The sequence below is a fragment of the Spirosoma lituiforme genome (assembly GCF_054776635.1).
The window spans coordinates 871,031-887,431 of sequence record NZ_BAAHBO010000002.1; the positions used below are offsets into that span (position 1 = coordinate 871,031).

Genomic DNA, 16,401 nt, shown 5'->3' on the forward strand with positions numbered 1-16,401 from the left:
AAGGAGCGAAAGAGTGAATGAGCGAAAGCGCGAAAAGCTGTGTTCCAGGTGGCGTGCATTCGCTCTCTCACTCTTTCACGCTTTCGCTCATTAACAGGGTTAATTCCACAAACTGGGCCACGCTCAACTGCTCGGCCCGTTTGTCCATCAGCGGACTGGCGAGGGCCGCTTCCGATGGCACCAGAGGTTTGAGCGCGTTACGGAGCGTTTTACGGCGCTGACTGAAACCGTGTTTAACAACGTTCGTAAACTTCTTCACGTCGCAGCCCAGATCGGTCGTTTTATTACGGCGCAGTGAAATCACCCCCGAAAAAACCTTTGGTGGCGGGTTAAAAACGTCCGGATCGACGGTAAATTCGTACTTGATGTCGTACCAGGCCTGTAACAACACGCTCAAAATTCCGTAATCTTTATTGCCCGGTCCAGACGCTACACGCTGGGCTACTTCACGCTGAAACATGCCCACCACTTCAGGTACCCGGTCGCGCATGTCCAGCACCTTGAACAGAATCTGGGTCGAAATATTGTAAGGAAAGTTGCCAATAACGGCGAAAGGCTCGGTATTGTTTGCTTGTTTGGTTGGCAACAGGTCGGGGCGAATATTCAGAAAATCAGCACCCAGAATTCGCCCTTCCAGGGCGGGAACGTGTTGCTTCAGGTAATCGACCGACTCCCGGTCGATCTCGATAACGTAAGTCTCGATAGCTGTATTCTGAAGCAGGAATTGGGTCAAAACACCCATCCCCGGACCAATTTCAAGAACTTTTGTGTAGGGAACGCCGTCGGCGCCCGCATGCATCGTCAGCAATTCAGCAATGCGTTGGGCAATGCTCAGGTCTTTCAGAAAATGCTGACCGAGTTCTTTCTTTGGTTTAACGTACATAATACCGGCGGCTTTGGGCTGATTTTGTTACCCGGCGCAAAGGTAGGGGGCAAGACCTGAATAATCAGCGGCTATCTGGTGCTGTGCTGTCAGTTTCTTAAAACTGACTCGGTAGGTTTCTCAAAACCTACTTGATTACCGGTCGAGGGCTGTCCTCCCAGTCCCTCAAAAATCAAGATCCGTCAGCTCAAAATCCTGCTTGACCCGGATGCTTCCGTTCTCTTCGGTGCCGGGGTTGTAAATGATCCGCTCTGGCTGAATGCCTTTCTGCACGTTCCCAATGTCGCGCTTGCGGTTGTTGTTAGCATCAATGATCAGTCGAAGTCGGTAAAAACCGGGTTTGAGTCGGCCAAAACTATAAGTCGGTGTGCTGTAGGCCGTTCGAACAACATTAAGTTTATCATCCAGCAGTTCAATAATGAAGTTGGTTCCGGCGGGCCCGACGGTAGCCGGGTTAACACGCCCGCCAATAAGCCCGTAACTATCATCCTTGGCAATCAGGTACCTGGTTGAGTATCGGGGCAACGTATCGCCCTGAACACTGACGAAAGCACCTTTCTGAAGGCGAAAGAGCAGTGTATCGCGTAGAGTAGTCTTTTGCCTAATGACCAGTCGGGAATAGTTATTGCTCCAGGTCAGGTTAGCGGGCGTTAGTTTCAGCGGCTTTGTACTATCCGGACCAATAACCATAAGCTCGGTACTAAAGCGCAGAACAGGCTTATTGAAAACCAGCGTGAACTCCAGGTTATTATCGATCGATTCGCCCGCCGGAGGACTCACCTGCACGGCCAGTGCGGTTCGGTTTTTGGCCCTCGTTTTTAGGGGCGAAAAATAGACCCGTTCTCTCAACTCTGTCACGTTGCCCACCGAATCTTCGGCCATAATGGTCAGGTGAAGGGTATCATCGGCCGCCCGGTTCGCTGGCCTATACAGCCGAATCATCTTCGGGTTCTCCAGAAATGAAATCAATGTATCGGCCGATGTGTTTCGCGCTGATGCTGTTGTGGCACCGGGCGTTGTGGAGACGGCCGTCGTGGATACAGCCGTCGTAGACGTCGTTGTTGCAGATACGGCCGAGGTAGAAACGGGTTTGCCAAAGCGGATCTTGTAGCTGGCTATGCCGCTGCTGAGTTCAAGGCCCAATGTTTCGTCAGTGCGTTCCCGTCGGCTGATGCGTGGTTTGCCATAACCGCGAAACGCGACCATGTTTATGTCCGAATAATTGCGGTTCAGGTTCAGTATGCTATCCCGAAAAGCGACGCGCTCGCCCGGTGTGTTGTTTACCAGATTCAAATCTTTATCATCAAAACCGTATACTTTGTAGAGGCCGGCCTTCACATTTTCGATGCGGTAATTGCCGCTGCTATCGGTTCGGGCAAAGTATTGAGGGCGTTTTCGATTAATAGGTAACGTATCCGTCGAGGCAAACAAACCGACCACAAACCCCAGCAACGGCTGGCGGGTTTCATCATCCACCACGTTACCGGTCAGAAAAAGCGAGTCAATCGTAGCACCTGTGCTGAAAACTATTTTGGTATTTCGGGCAATGTTTCGCTCGGTAATATCCTTGATCCCATCAGCGAAATCGATAGTATAAGTCGTATTGGGCAAGAACGGTTTGGCAAACGTCAGCCGGATGCCCAGGGGTAATGATTTCACCACAAACGTGTTACTATCCTGGGGGGTAATCGTTATTTTTTGCTGAAGATTTTCACTGTTCACGTATTCACTAAACTCCAGTTCAACTGTTTTGCCGTTGTAGTTGAGCTGGCGGGCGGTGGGCATGCTACTCACCAGTTTAGGGGCCAGCGTGTCTTTCTTGCCGCCAGGTGGTTGGGCTACCTGTGCACAGTTTTGGAGAAGAATGGGAAGGACCAGTAAAAAACTCAGTACTAGATGGCGGAGCGTCATGTTAGGCTTAATCAGAACGACAAAGGTAAACGTCCGTTCATCGTTAATCTGTACCGATTGACATAAAATGGCCCGATGGTTCGTTACGTTCTATAGTAATTTAAGAAAATTTAAGGTCACTTGGGTTCCTGGCGGGTTATGGTATAGCCAGATTCCTACTTTTGCGACGTGTCCGGCCATCGGTAGCGAATCAATAACAAAAACCACCACTCATACAAAAAGCAGAACACGTTCATGATCCACCCCCGTTTTTGTTTGTTGCCCCTTCTTGTGCTGTCGGTAAGTTGGCTATCCGGCTGCTCCAGTTCAGGCGATAAATTAGATGACCAGATTAGCGATGCCCTGAGTAACGACAATACCCTGGATGTTGCGGAGGCCGATGCTCTCCGGGTCTTTATTGGTCAGGAAAGCAAGGAGCTTAGCACCGACAAAAAGACAAAGGCGCTCTTAACGCCCGATGGCAAAATAAACGAATCGGCACTGGCAGCCTACATCAAACGAAACCGCACGTACCGCAAACTGGCCAAGGAAGGCAAAGAACCCACTTTGTCAATGGCAGGTGCGGCAACATCCGGTAAACCGCTGCGGCTGAAAGTTTACCTTGAAGCCAGTGCCAGCATGTTTCCGTACGATGCTCCTGCCGGAAACGGTGCCTTTAAACGGACAATCAACGATGTACTGACGGAGTTCGACGCGGTTAATCCTGGCCAGGGTAAACTGTTCGTCGTTAATACGGAGGTCAATGATCTGGGCCTGACACTGCCTCAGTTTTTCAAGCAGAAAGACATTTTCACCGTCGCCAAGACGAAAGGCAAAACCACCAGTACTGACTTCGAAGGTATTTTCAGCGAAATACTACGAAACACCACCGGCGACGATCTGAGCGTACTGGTATCCGATCTGATTTACTCCGACCCCAGCCTGACCGGCATGAGCGCACAGAAAACGCTCGATGCAGCCAGTTCACTGCTCACAACGGTCTTCAACCCATACGCCAGCACGCACTCCATGCTGGTGATTAAGCTTACCTCCGACTTCGACGGAACGTATTATAGCTGGAACAACGCCAAGAAAAATTACAAAGGGGAGCGTCCTTACTACCTCTGTCTCGTTGGCCGCAACGAAGCCATGCAGCGGCTTTACCAGGATCAGACGTATAAAACGATCCGCCGGTTCGATCAGTTACCCGGTTACGCCGATTCCTGGTTCTTCGGGCGGGACACGAAAAACACTACCCCCTTTTACAGCATCCTGGTTACGGACCCGGCTCGAAAAGGCCGCTTCAAACGATCCGACGAAGAAGTTCGCAGTCACGCAAAAGCCGTTCATGCCCTCGAAGGGGTGCAACCTGATGTGGCCGATAAAAACCTAACCATTCCTATAGCGGTCGATTTATCGGCCCTGCGCGTACCGGCATCGCTACTAACCGATGCCAGCCAGTATGTTGTAGACGGAAAAGATAACTTTAAGGTATCAGCGGTTCAGGCGTATTCAGGGGCAAATGGCACGACCCATAAGCTATTGCTGACCACCGACAAACCCGCCCGTGGCGAGCGCACGGCAACAATCCGACTTCGTCGGCAGTTTCCACCTCGCTGGATTGCGAACACCAATACCACCAACGATGCCTCGCCGGATGCCAACTCGACCTTTGGTATTCAGAACCTGCTGCAAGGCGTCGAACGAGCGTACAACCCAACCAATCAAACCGAATACTTCACGCTAACCATCAATTTAGAATGAGGGAACGAGTTATAAAGAGCGAAAGAATAAACGAGCGAAAGAGCGCAAAGCTGACGCGAGTTTCCTTCCACTCACTCACTCATTCGCTCATTCACTCATTGAACCATGGAAGAATCACTTTATAACTTTTACAACCTGTTCGTTAACGGCAGCCTGCTGGAAGATTTGTACCAGGAAGAACTCCTGTCACCACTTACCTGGACGGCCGTGGGGCTGGCTTTCGTTGTGGCGTTTGCCTTTTACATCTGGCCCTTTAACAAAGTGAGCTTCAGCGGCTTTGGCAGCTGGTTGCTGATGACGGGCGTGAGCGCCCTGTTCCTGTTCGTTATTACGCTCATTACCTGTTATCAGAAAGCAAATCAGGAAATCGCCCGCGACGACGCTGACCCGAACCAGGGAACACTCTTCGATCAAGGCATCAGTGTGTTTCTGAGTTATGCCTTCGAAATGGCGCTACTCACGGCTATCATTTTCTTTATTATATCCATGGTGCTGAAAAACTTCAGCAAAAACGCCAAACACCGGCCAATGCTCTGGCCGTCAAAGTAAAGACGCAATCACTTGCGTCTACTGACCGGATGGTTTGAGCTGGCGCAGGGGATTGCTGACGCACAGGAGACGCAAGGGATTGCGTCTCTACAAAAAAACATAACATGGCTAAATTATTTGTATTCGCCATTGGCGGGACTGGCTCGCGGGTGTTGAAAGCACTCACGTTTTTGCTGGCGTCGGGCGTTAAAATGAACAACACCGACGAGGTGATCCCGATTATACTGGACCCCCACGCCACCAACGATGACCTGTTGCGGACCAAAGATCTGCTGCGTGAATACGGCAACATTCGGGCGGGGCTGCAAACCAAACCAACGTCGGGTTTTTTTAGTACCGAAATCAAAACACTCAACCGGGCTATTGGTGGCAATGCGACCATTGCCGATACGTACGTCTTTGAATTACAGGGCGTTCAGCAGGAGAAATTTCGGGATTACATCAATTACGAAGGACTGGACGCTCCTAGCAAAGCCTTTGCCAGCCTGCTGTTTTCGGAAGAAAATCTGGAAACCAAGATGGATATCGGTTTCGTCGGTAATCCGAATATTGGCAGCACAGTACTGAATCAGTTTCGCTACTCGGATGTGTTTCAGGCGTTTGCCGAGAACTTCGGCGCCAATGACCGTATTTTTATTGTCAGTTCTATTTTCGGGGGAACGGGGGCCGCTGGTTTCCCGATTTTGCTCAAGAACATCCGGGGTGCGCAGGCCCTCGGCCAGATTCCGAATCCGGCCTTTTTAACGAATGCCAAGATTGGTGCCGTCACGGTGATGCCGTACTTTAGCCTGACTACCAACGAGAACAAACTGATTGACCCGGCTTCGTTTATTGCCAAAACCAAGGCCGCGCTGAACTACTACCAGAAAGGGGTCAATCCCTCGGTCAATGCGCTGTATTACATTGGCGACGACCAAACGAAAGCCTACACCTACGATCCCGGCGCCGGTGGGCAGAAAAATGAAGCTCACTTCGTCGAAATGGCGTCGGCGCTGGCTATTGTCGATTTTATGAACACCGACGACAGCAGCCTGGCCGTATCGAATGGCAAGCCCGTTAGTCCGGTTTACAAAGAGTTTGGCATTGAACAGGATGGCCTAAGCATCCAGCTTGGCAACCTGGCCGGCGCCACCAAGCAGATTATCAGCTTACCACTCTCGAAGATGGCCTTGTTCAGTACCTACCTCAGTCAGCGGATCAAACAGGCAGCTGGTACGGTGCAATGGTCCAAGGCAAACCCGACCATTTCGACGGCCTTTCTAAACTCAGGCTTCTTTACCAGCGTTAAAAATTTCGACGCGTCGTTCCGGCAATGGCTTAATGAAATGCGGGGCAACAAGCGCTCCTTTGAGCCTTTCCTGCTCGACGCAGCCAACCTCGGCCATACCGTGCGGGGTTTCGAACCGAAAAAGAGAGGCATTTTTGGGGGTGAGTCGGATGTGAAGCTGGACATCGTCGATGATCTGGACCAGACGCTCAACAAAACCGCGGAAGGCAAAGCCTACGGGAGCGAAGCCGACAAGTTCATACAGTTATTTTCAGAAGGCACCGAACAATTCGTCCGCGATCGGTTGCCGAAAGTACTCGACTACTAAATGTTTACGGTTTGAGGTTTATGGTGGCTGGCGCAAGCCTACTGATGCGCCAGCCACCATAAACCTCAAACCGTAAACCTCAACAACATGCCAACAACATTCAGCCTACATAACCCTACCCCCGGTCTTCATTGGTACGTCAGCAAACCGCTTGGCACCGATCAGATTGCGGCTATTCGCGACCCACAGGGTGGTCAGACGGTAAAGCAGCCAACCTCTATCCCAAGCCCGTTTGCCCGAATGGATCTGGTTCGGTCGGCTTTCCTGAATCTGGCCATCAAGCCGGATCTCAGCGGCACCATAAACGACCAGCGCATTGTCTCGGATTGCCTGGACGTGGGCGAGTTGTTCTTTAACTACGACAAGCTCAAAACATTCGTTACTATTACGCCATTCGACATTCGCACCGACCTCGAACGGCTGCGGCAGTCGAGCAGCCAGGGGCATAAGCGACTCGGCGATGCCCTGAAGCTGTTTCTGGATCAGGACGCGGCCGAATACAATTTCAACGCCATTAACCGACTGTTCGTCCTCAGCTACCGAGGACGGGTAGTAGGCGGTACATCGCCCAAAACGTTGTTTTTCAGCTCGGGCAATGATTTGAGCTGGGTCGATGTGTCGATGGGGAACGACCGGCTATTCGATGCTTCGGTTTGCCCGTTGCACCAGCGCGATATCGAGTACCAGAAATTCTGGTATGCCATCAAGCTGTTCATGCCCAATTTCCGGGATCGGTTCCGGGAGGTCGATGATTACCTGAACCGGAGTCGCGCCCTGTTGCAGCAGCAGAATCCGGCCATGTTTTACGAGCACATCGAATCGCACAACGGCCAGCCTTTGTTAACCCGTGAAAAATTCGATCAGGATTTTGACGAATTAACGACCGGCCCCGGTGATGTTGTTGAAGTACTGGGCTTCCCGCTGCGCAAGAAGAAATCCGATGTCCGTGCCATTGACACGGTCAGCGATTTTATCATCAAATCGGACAAATACGCGCGGTTGAACCCCAATCAGCCACGCCCAATGGCGTTACAAAATCGATTTTTCCGGCAATTCACCTATGTGCCGCAGGCCCAGTGGAATTCGAATACGCCGGTTCCCTACTACGCCCGCGAATCGTGGCGCGACAACCAGCGACCCCTACCGGGCCAGCCGGGCAACTACCCCTGGCTTACGGTCAGCGATTTACTGGAACCCTACCTGATCCGGTTACCATTTCCCACTGATCGGGGCCGGTTCTTTGACGGTAATTTACAGACGCCCGCCACGGATAAAGGCTTTCTGCTACCGCTCAAAAAGGATTTCTTCGATTTCTTCGACATCGATGATTTGTTACAAGGGCGCGTTCGGCTGAAAATGACCCCGCAGGGCAGCGGCATCAACGTTACACTCGATATTCCCGTTACGGCCCCCAATCAGCCGGGGAATCAGTTTGTGACTTTCGAGCGGCTGTATAACCCAACCGTCGGCACATCGAATGCCCCAAACGAGGTAACCAATGAGGGAATCATTGTCGAGAATTCGTTTACGGTCAATATTTATCCGTTTGTACGTTCGGGTGCGGTCTCGGTGCCTGCCGACTATCGGATTCAGCTGATTGAATCTGGGTTTGACAGCCAGAACCAATACGAACTGACGTATTTCCGGCAGCAGGCCAATGCCGAAGTCAAGCCAGAGTCGAAACACCAGCGTACGGTTCGGCAGCAAAATACCGACGGATCAAGCGTCTACTATGTTCTTCGCGAGGAATTCGACTACCTGCAAACGCACATTCGGGCCGACGGTCGGGATATGAACGGCATTATTCTGCCCCGTTGGCAGCAGTACGATGGCGGCAGCAAGCAGTTTGAGTTTTCGGTGGATTTCGGCACGACGAACACCCACGTCGAATACAAGGTTGACGGCGGCTCACCCCGCCCGTTCGATGTGGCCGAATTGACACCACAGGTAGCCACGCTCGTTGCTCCGGCGCAGTACAATCCAGCTTTGTTTGAGTTGTTTCTACTCTATGACCTGGAATTTGTGCCGCCAACCATCGGCCCCGGTCGGCCGGATAGCTTCCCCACGCGAACGGCCATTGCCGAGCCAATGAACCTTAGCTTCAATCAGCAAACGCAGGCCCTCGCCGACTTCAACATCCCGTTCTACGTGGAGCGGCAACCGGCGGGTTCTAACCGGATCACGACAAACCTGAAATGGGCCAAAAACAACGACCAGACCGAACGGCGGGTGGAGGCTTTTCTGGAGGAGTTGCTGATGCTGATCAAGAACAAAGTACTGACCGAAGGGGGTAATTTGACCCAGACGACCGTCTATTGGTTTTTCCCGGCCAGCATGACCCCCGGTCGGGTAAGCCAACTCCGCGCCGATTGGCAGGAACTGTACGACCGCTACATTGGCGGGGCACCGGGTCGCCTGCGCGAAGTATCGGAGTCGGTGGCTCCATTCTATTATTACAAACAAAACCCCACGCTGAGTGCCTCAGCCCGCCCCGTCGTTAACGTCGATATTGGTGGCGGAACGTCGGACGTCGTGGTTTATGAACGAAATGAACCCAAGTTGCTGACCTCGTTCCGGTTTGCGGGCAATGCCATTTACGGCGATGCCTTCAGTGAATACGGGGCGGCCAGCCACAACGGATTCATCCGCAAATACGCCGACCGAATTCAGACATTACTGGAAAGTCAAAGCCTTGGTAATCTGAGCGATAATAACCGACGAATGCTGGATACGAACCGGTCGGAGGACATTATGGCGTTCTGGTTCTCCATCGAGAAAAGCAATGACGTGAAGGCCAAAAGTATGTTATCCTTCAACGGCATGCTGGCAAAGGATGAAGACATGAAAATCGTTTTTGTCCTGTTTTATACGGCCTTACTTTACCATATTGCCCGCCTGATGAAGCATCGGGGCATTGGTCTACCCGGAGCGATTACGTTCAGTGGAACCGGCTCGAAACTGCTGACAATCATCAGCACTGACGACCAGATGCTGGGTAAGCTGGCGCGGGCCATCTTCGAAAAAGTGTATGAGCAGCCATACGACACCAGTGGTCTTACGCTCTTCTACGAACGAAAAGGGCCGAAGGAAGTAACCTGTAAGGGAGCCTTGATGCAGCCAGCCAACAGCCGCCCCGTCGATACAGAAGCGATCAGTTATGTGTATCCGGCTACGTTTAACGACGAATTCCCGACGTTAACCTACGCCGACCTGCGGAAGCCAGAAGTCGTTGACTCGCTGCTGAAAGAAACCACTGAATTTATTGATTTCTTCTTCGCGCTCAATCAGCAGTTTAGCTTCGCCAGAAACCTGAACGTATCGGCCCGCTCGTTGGTCGTGGCGCAGCAGGAATTACGCACCCACCTGGACACCTCGCTTATGGATGGTATTCAGCGGAAAGAAAGCGAAGTGGCCGCCGAGTACAGCGGCATGATTGATACACTCAGCTCGCCAATCGAAGAAACGCTGTTTTTCTACCCACTCATTGGCGCGATCAATAAACTGGCAAATGCCCTGGCGTAGTGAATGAGTTTCTCCACGACTAAACGTTGTATTATGCCCAAAGTAGCCTATATAAGCCTTGTCTCTTTGTGCTTGTCGGCGTCAGCGTCGCTGGCGCAAAATGCCAATCAGGCAGCCGTTGATACCCTGACGAAGGATGTATCTATCGCTGTTTTCGCGGGAATCAGCCAGCCAAAAGCGCAGGAAATTTATGCGCAGCTGCTGGATTGTGGAGATGGCTGCGATCCCCAACAGATCATTCGGGGGGTGGGCAGCTGGGATCAGGTTGGCGCCAAAATGCAGGAGCTGGCCATGCTGAAGAATACCGCAGCCTTTGTGGCCATGTCGCCCGGTGATGCCAATACGGCTATCCGCCGACAGCTGGCTCAATTTTATGCGAAATACAAGAGCGATAAAAATTACGGTAAACCCTTGAGTCCGGCTATTCAGAGCCAGATACTTGCCAAGTTAGACGGTATACTACCGCCCGCTGCTGCCACCGAACCCACGCCCCAGGCCGACGACAAACCGGCCGAATCGGAAACGACAACGGACGATGAAACAAACATAACGCCGGCAGCTCTTCAGCTTAGCCAACTGGAACGTCAGAAAAAAGAAGCGGAAGAAAAACAACTCTGGATGATGATACTAGGTGCACTCGCAGGACTGGTTGTTGGGGCCGGGGCCGTTTATTTGCTGGGCTACCGCACCGTTAAGCGTGAAGTGGACCGCCTGACCGATGAGAATGCGAAACTGAGCAAGCAAAACGACAGCTTACGGCCCAAGCCAGCTAACGAAGTCAGGCCGACGAACGAAACGCGGCAACCCCAGGGTGATTTACGGCAAAAAGCCAGTGCCTACGATGCCATCCTGAATGAACTGGGCACCAGCAACCCCTTAGTGGCGATTCGTCAGCTTAAGCAGCAGGCCAGTCAACCAGCACCACCAGCCGCACCGATTGTCCGCTCGGGCGAACCGATTATCGAGAAGACCTCCGTGATCGAACCCGTTCCTGTTCAGACCCAACCACTGGCACCCATTCAGGTGCCACCGACACCGGTAGAGACGCCTGCTCCGGCCCGGTCGGAGGTGTTTTACTTCCCCCCCCCCGACCCGACGGGGCAGTTCGATAGTCAGCAAAAAAGCGGTGTTCTTTCCCCCGAATCAGCGTACCGATTCAGCATCAACGCCAGCAACACAGCGGTTGCGTCGTTCCGGTTTGAGGCCGAACCGGGTCGGGTGGCACGTTTTCTGACCTACCGCAACTACATGATCGAGCCTGCCTGCGACAGCGAGAACAGCTACACGACGACGCATACCCGCATCGTTATGCGCCGGGATGGGGAGGCCGTTCTGGAAAACGGCACTTGGCGCGTGAAAGCGAAAGCACTGATCCGGTATGAATAAAGTCCTCATCAGTCTGCTGCTTGTCGGTCATCTGCTTTACCTGTCCGGTTGCTCAGGTTGTTCGCGATCGGGTAGTCATCAGCCGCGCCGAAGTAAGCGCAGCACCGCCAATAAAACGGAACAGCCCGCTGCGGAAACACCCGCCCCCACGCCCAAACCGACGTTGACGAAAATGGGAAGCGGTCCAACGGAAGTGGCGATGGAAAAATCAAACGGGGTTTACAAGGTACCCGTCACGATCAACGGAACCCCCATGAAGTTCATTCTGGACACGGGTGCCAGCCTGATTTCGATAACCGCTACCGAAGCCGACTTTATGGAAAAGAACGGCACCATTACGGATGCCGATATTGTTGGGCAGTCGCGGTTTCAGGATGCCAGCGGAGCCATTTCGCCCGGTGCCGTTATTCGGCTTAAGTCGGTGCAGATCGGGGACCGCGTTCTGGAAAACGTAAACGCCAATGTGGTTGCCAATGCCAAAGCACCCTTGTTACTCGGCCAGTCGGCCCTATCCCAGTTTGGTAAAATTTCCGTCGATTATCGACGTAATGTTGTGACGTTCGACTGAAATTCGGTGTTTTGTACGTTGTAAGACCACTTGCAGGAGTGATGAAGAGTCGTGCTACGGTTCCAGTACAACATAAACAAACCGTCGCACGACTCTTCATCTAAGTCCTTACAACCGCTACTATGACCGAAACCGAACTGACTGACCGACTTCGTGAAGCCATCGTACTTGAGGGCCCTGACGTCTGGCGTACAAACGGGTATCTCGACGATGCCCGGCAGGTCGGCATATCAGAACCCGATGCACAGAAACGGGCCGCGCTCATCAACCAGGAAGTTGCCAACAATAATCTGCTCTTTCAGAATATACAGGCCCGCATTGCGCGATTGGCACAGCCATCCCGAGTCCATCTGTACGATCAGGACCTGAACCAGATTGTCAATGCCGCCAGTTCACTAAAACTTTCCCCCGATTTTGTCCGGCATCGGTGGGTTCCAACGGTTCTGAAACGATTGGGGGGTGAATCGAATGCGCAGCAGCCTCAATCTGTGCCCGATGCCACCGTACCTGCTCCTTCCATTGCGGTACGTACCGAACCCGTTGCTCAGTCAACCGTTAACAACGTTGTTGAAAGCAAACCTGAAACGCCAAACCCCATCGTCATTCCGGCCGAACCTGCCCGGCCAGCTAATCCGGTAATCGAGCCGCCAATCTATGTGTCGCCACCACCGGTAGCGCCGGTTGAACGACCGGTAAAATCTCCTTCGCCACCCGAGCCCGTGCCGGTTGTCCGGTCATTTACGGCTACGCCCGCCCGCGTCAGCAAAGGGCAACCCGTTACATTGGCCTGGGAAGTGGATAATCTGCTGGCCGTAACGATTGATGACCTGGGAGAAGGGTTGTCACCTACCAATCGAGGGTGGGTAAAACCGACGAAAACAACGGATTATACGCTGTTCGACGCCAATAATAACCCATTGAGTACGGTCCATGTGGAGGTTATCAAGCCAGATCGAAGTGGCTTGTATGGCGTTTTGTTTGCGCTGGCGTTATTGGCGGCCATCTACTGGTTTATCCGAAGTACCAACAAAAACGATAACACCATAAGAGTTGACCGCAAACCGGAGCAGACAACCCGCACGGCTGGCGAAGAACGTTCTTCGAGCCGAAAAAAAAAAGTAAGCCGGGCAGACCGTCAATCCAAAGTTGAAACGAGTAGACCCGCTGAAACGGCTACCGAACCGCTAGCCAGGCGCCCCGACGAGCCGTCCAGAAAAGAAGAAATATCTGTGAACAAACCGGTTGCGGAAGAAAAGACGGCCGCCGTTAAACCAACGCCGAAACCGGGTACCCCCGCGGAGGCACGTCAGGGCAAATACGAAGAAGCTTTTGGCGATAAACCCTACGATAAGGTCGAGTTGGGCGCCGATGAGCGCGGCTGGCGTCGGGCACGAACCAACGGACGTTGGGGATACATCAATGAAAATGACGAGTGGGTTATTCAACCAGAGTTTGAGGCTGTCACGCCTTTTCGGGGCAACACAGCCGCCGTTTTCCTGAACGGGCAGCTCATGACGATAAACCGGTCAGGCGAACAGGTAAAAAAGTAACCCATTGCTACGGTAGCAATGGGTTACTGACCGAGTCCTAGGCTTTTTTCGCTTTCTTTTCCCGTTTTTCTTCTTTCTTCTCCTTCGGGGTTTTCAGCGGTTCTTTTTTGGCCGTTTTCTTAGCATCCTGACTCTTTGCCATGGGTTTATCTGGTTTAGTGGTTAGTTGTTTCGTTTAGCTTGCCTCTCCATTGATTTCACGTTTCTAAGGTCCCAGGGTCACCGTAAGCTTCTGGAATGATGTCCAGTAACCCGAAGCCATAAACCCGATTCCGTTTCCGGCGAACAGCCTGACTGAATACGGACTGCTGCGAATTTCCTGCGCATTAACATAAAAATGCAGCTCCTCACCTTTGCGCTGTATGCTGAGCCGATTACGGTTCCGTTCGACCGACACACCCGGCGAGAAGTAGTCGGCTGTCATGTAATTACTATCCGTTTTCCCATTCGATACCCGCGTAACGGCTACTTCCCCCCGCTCGTTTAGGGTAAACGCGTTGTAGTTGAGTGAGTCGACAACCCCGAACACCAGCCCCCCCGTTGGCACACGCCCCGAATCGGCCAGTATATCTACTTTTATCGTGAAGAAACTGGCATTGTTCAGATTGATATCCTTCGGTAAGTCAACGCTGCTGAACGCTATTTGTTGGGTATTCGTGTTTCGCTTTCGAATACTGTACCGGCCGAGGCCAATCTGGTAATAATAATCGCCTTTGTTGCCGGCCTTCCAGCCATTTCGGTTGGTAGCAAAATCGCCCGCAAACGCTGGCCGATAATCCGATGTGCTGTTGGCCAACGTCGATGGACGGGCGGGTACTATGGGCGTCGATACCGTGCCCGTTTCCGTCCGCCCGGTGGGTGCAGCCGTAGCCGGACCTGTTGGCGCTGGTACGGTTACGGGCAGACTGGCCTGCGAACGAGTGATTGGCTCCAGCGTCACCTTCTGCCACTCACTGGAAGCAGAATAAACACCTGGCTTTTCCCGACGCCCGGCCGACTGGGCAAAGCTGTTTCCACAGAGAACTATCAGGGCAATGGTTAGGTATAGACGCATACGTATCGAAATCTCTCAGAATCAATTAAAATGAATAGCGTATTAGCGCAGTGGGTTGTCCGGCCTGGAGACCTGGCCGAATCGTAACCGATTGATACCGACGGTCGTCTCTTTGCATCTTGTTATTACGAACTCCTCTAATGAAGGTTAGAATAACATCGGCCACAGCAACCACAAGTGCCCCCCGTGTAGCCATAAAGTACGTATGATGGTGGTCGTTTGCCATCTGGTAATAAGGCTCGCCAGCCGTACTGTTTTTCTGTTGTTCATAGATAGCGTATGCATCGTTTGCCTTCTGCCGTTCCATCAATCCATAAACCAGCAGACCGTAACACCCTACTGTTAGTAACGGTCGTATGCCCACTTTCGGCCTGGGCGTTTGCACGAAAATATTGCCGATACCTGGTGCTACTGCCGACACCAGTGCCCAGGCAGGCCCGGCATAACGCTTTCTGGCAGAATAAATTTCGGTAGACCGGGGCTCATTGGCGGGTGACGAAGCCCGGTTGGGTAGTGTGGTCTGAACAGATGGTTCAGGGCGCGGAGCCACCGGCGGAGCAGGCGTCGAAACGATCACGGGTGCATCGGGTGTGGCTTGCCGGGGTATCGAGTCCGCCAGCACAACGGTAGGTCTGCCCCGCTTGGTTTTTTTGTATTGTGGGGCCGGTGTGCCGGGTGCGGTTACGGGTTCGCTCTGAACGGGTGTGGGCGTTGTGGCAGCGGATTTCTGGACCACAACCGGTTCGGGTTCTATTTGCTGGCCCGGAGGAGGGGTAAGACCCGTTTTCACAAAAACCTTCGCCTGGATTTCCTCATTGAGCGAATAGCCATTTGCCAGTGCATTCCAGATGATGCGACGATCCGAACCCGCTATAACGCGGAAACCAACGTCACCACGAACAAACTCCGGCGAAATGCGCAACGCACCCCGCACCCGGCTGCGTACCTCAACATAAACGGAATCGCCGTATCGGGTATTAACCAGATCGTAGCGTATTTCGAGTTGCGATGAATCGGCCACCCGAACCCGGACATTTCGGACGCGCTCCTGCGCCCGGCCCGATACGGCCATAGCCAAACAAAAGAAAAGCGTAAAGATTAAGCGCATGGTAGATCAGTTACTAACGGTGATTTGTCTGGTGGTCGTAAACGTGTCATCGCACGCATTGGCCAGCGTCAGTGTGATGGTATAGGTGCCCGCTTTCTCGTACGTGTAGGTCACACGCGTTCCAACGCGGCTTTTACCCTTACCATCGCCGGGGTCCCAGCCCGCAGCACCAATGTCGCCCTGTGGGTTTTCGAGAAAAAACGTAACATCCAGAAGTCCGGTGGTATAACCGACACCCGCCGAGGGTTTTGCGCAGGTAGGGAACGTTTTTTTTGTTAAGTCAAACGGTTCACAGGCCATCAGGGCCAGCAACACCAACAGATAAACAGACCATTTTCGCATAGGCATTACGAGGGTTCAGGGCTTTGATCCGTTAAGCTACGGTAACAGCGAAACGCGGTTATTGATTACTGAAACGAACCAGACGGAAAGACGAAGGTACCAGGATTGTTAACAAAGTAAACAATCCTTTGGAAACCATCGAATGTGTTAAAAACTAAATCCGTTTCTTGCATTCGTTTCGGCGGTAGCC

General features: G+C 52.6%; 12 protein-coding genes. 7 read left to right on the forward strand and 5 right to left on the reverse strand.

The annotated features are described in order from the left end of the window. Nucleotides 1-67 precede the first annotated feature (67 nt). Nucleotides 68-883 (reverse strand): 16S rRNA (adenine(1518)-N(6)/adenine(1519)-N(6))-dimethyltransferase RsmA, encoded by an 816-nt coding sequence (rsmA, locus tag ACYU87_RS12000; RefSeq protein WP_461134306.1) that lies wholly within the window; start codon nt 881-883, stop codon nt 68-70. Between the two features lie 165 nt (nt 884-1,048). After that, a complete protein-coding gene (locus ACYU87_RS12005; protein WP_461134307.1) occupies nt 1,049-2,794 on the reverse strand; it encodes an Ig-like domain-containing domain in 1,746 nt (581 codons plus the stop codon). 234 nt (nt 2,795-3,028) lie between these two features. Between ACYU87_RS12005 and ACYU87_RS12010 the strand changes: the two genes are divergently transcribed. From ACYU87_RS12010 to ACYU87_RS12040, 7 genes are all read left to right on the forward strand, one after another. Then, nucleotides 3,029-4,537, forward strand: coding sequence for a hypothetical protein (locus ACYU87_RS12010; RefSeq protein ID WP_461134308.1), 1,509 nt, complete (start codon nt 3,029-3,031; stop codon nt 4,535-4,537). A gap of 105 nt (nt 4,538-4,642) precedes the next feature. After that, nucleotides 4,643-5,086: a hypothetical protein gene (locus tag ACYU87_RS12015; protein WP_461134309.1), complete on the forward strand. Its 444-nt coding sequence runs from the start codon at nt 4,643-4,645 to the stop codon at nt 5,084-5,086. Nucleotides 5,087-5,190: 104 nt separating this feature from the next. Further along, nucleotides 5,191-6,681, forward strand: coding sequence for a hypothetical protein (locus ACYU87_RS12020; RefSeq protein ID WP_461134310.1), 1,491 nt, complete (start codon nt 5,191-5,193; stop codon nt 6,679-6,681). 87 nt (nt 6,682-6,768) lie between these two features. After that, a complete protein-coding gene (locus tag ACYU87_RS12025; protein ID WP_461134311.1) occupies nt 6,769-10,203 on the forward strand; it encodes a hypothetical protein in 3,435 nt (1,144 codons plus the stop codon). Nucleotides 10,204-10,236: 33 nt separating this feature from the next. Then, complete coding sequence (locus ACYU87_RS12030) at nt 10,237-11,589, forward strand: LapA family protein (RefSeq protein WP_461134312.1); 1,353 nt, start codon at nt 10,237-10,239, stop codon at nt 11,587-11,589. Next, nucleotides 11,582-12,157: a retropepsin-like aspartic protease family protein gene (locus ACYU87_RS12035; RefSeq protein ID WP_461134313.1), complete on the forward strand. Its 576-nt coding sequence runs from the start codon at nt 11,582-11,584 to the stop codon at nt 12,155-12,157. The genes ACYU87_RS12030 and ACYU87_RS12035 overlap by 8 nt, the downstream gene beginning before the upstream one ends. 122 nt (nt 12,158-12,279) lie before the next feature. Next, the gene (locus tag ACYU87_RS12040) at nt 12,280-13,707 is read left to right on the forward strand and encodes a WG repeat-containing protein (protein WP_461134314.1); all 1,428 of its coding nucleotides are present in this window, start codon (nt 12,280-12,282) and stop codon (nt 13,705-13,707) included. Nucleotides 13,708-13,912: 205 nt separating this feature from the next. Here the strand turns inward: ACYU87_RS12040 and ACYU87_RS12045 are convergent, their stop codons facing one another. The 3 genes from ACYU87_RS12045 to ACYU87_RS12055 are packed head-to-tail and all read right to left on the reverse strand — an operon-like array spanning nt 13,913 to nt 16,211. Then, on the reverse strand, nt 13,913-14,761 hold the full coding sequence (locus ACYU87_RS12045) for a hypothetical protein (RefSeq protein WP_461134315.1): 849 nt from the start codon (nt 14,759-14,761) through the stop codon (nt 13,913-13,915). 25 nt (nt 14,762-14,786) lie between these two features. Continuing rightward, nucleotides 14,787-15,869, reverse strand: coding sequence for a hypothetical protein (locus tag ACYU87_RS12050; protein WP_461134316.1), 1,083 nt, complete (start codon nt 15,867-15,869; stop codon nt 14,787-14,789). A 6-nt stretch (nt 15,870-15,875) separates the two neighbouring features. Further along, nucleotides 15,876-16,211: a PKD domain-containing protein gene (locus ACYU87_RS12055; protein WP_461134317.1), complete on the reverse strand. Its 336-nt coding sequence runs from the start codon at nt 16,209-16,211 to the stop codon at nt 15,876-15,878. Between the last annotated feature and the right edge of the window lie 190 nt (nt 16,212-16,401).

Coding starts and splice junctions, on each gene's coding strand:
- ACYU87_RS12030 (WP_461134312.1), top strand. CDS start 10,237: ATGCCCAAAGTAGCCTATATAAGCCTTGTCTCTTTGTGCTTGTCGGCG.
- ACYU87_RS12040 (WP_461134314.1), top strand. CDS start 12,280: ATGACCGAAACCGAACTGACTGACCGACTTCGTGAAGCCATCGTACTT.
- ACYU87_RS12020 (WP_461134310.1), top strand. CDS start 5,191: ATGGCTAAATTATTTGTATTCGCCATTGGCGGGACTGGCTCGCGGGTG.
- rsmA (WP_461134306.1), bottom strand. CDS start 883: ATGTACGTTAAACCAAAGAAAGAACTCGGTCAGCATTTTCTGAAAGAC.
- ACYU87_RS12015 (WP_461134309.1), top strand. CDS start 4,643: ATGGAAGAATCACTTTATAACTTTTACAACCTGTTCGTTAACGGCAGC.
- ACYU87_RS12025 (WP_461134311.1), top strand. CDS start 6,769: ATGCCAACAACATTCAGCCTACATAACCCTACCCCCGGTCTTCATTGG.
- ACYU87_RS12035 (WP_461134313.1), top strand. CDS start 11,582: ATGAATAAAGTCCTCATCAGTCTGCTGCTTGTCGGTCATCTGCTTTAC.
- ACYU87_RS12005 (WP_461134307.1), bottom strand. CDS start 2,794: ATGACGCTCCGCCATCTAGTACTGAGTTTTTTACTGGTCCTTCCCATT.
- ACYU87_RS12045 (WP_461134315.1), bottom strand. CDS start 14,761: ATGCGTCTATACCTAACCATTGCCCTGATAGTTCTCTGTGGAAACAGC.
- ACYU87_RS12055 (WP_461134317.1), bottom strand. CDS start 16,211: ATGCGAAAATGGTCTGTTTATCTGTTGGTGTTGCTGGCCCTGATGGCC.
- ACYU87_RS12010 (WP_461134308.1), top strand. CDS start 3,029: ATGATCCACCCCCGTTTTTGTTTGTTGCCCCTTCTTGTGCTGTCGGTA.
- ACYU87_RS12050 (WP_461134316.1), bottom strand. CDS start 15,869: ATGCGCTTAATCTTTACGCTTTTCTTTTGTTTGGCTATGGCCGTATCG.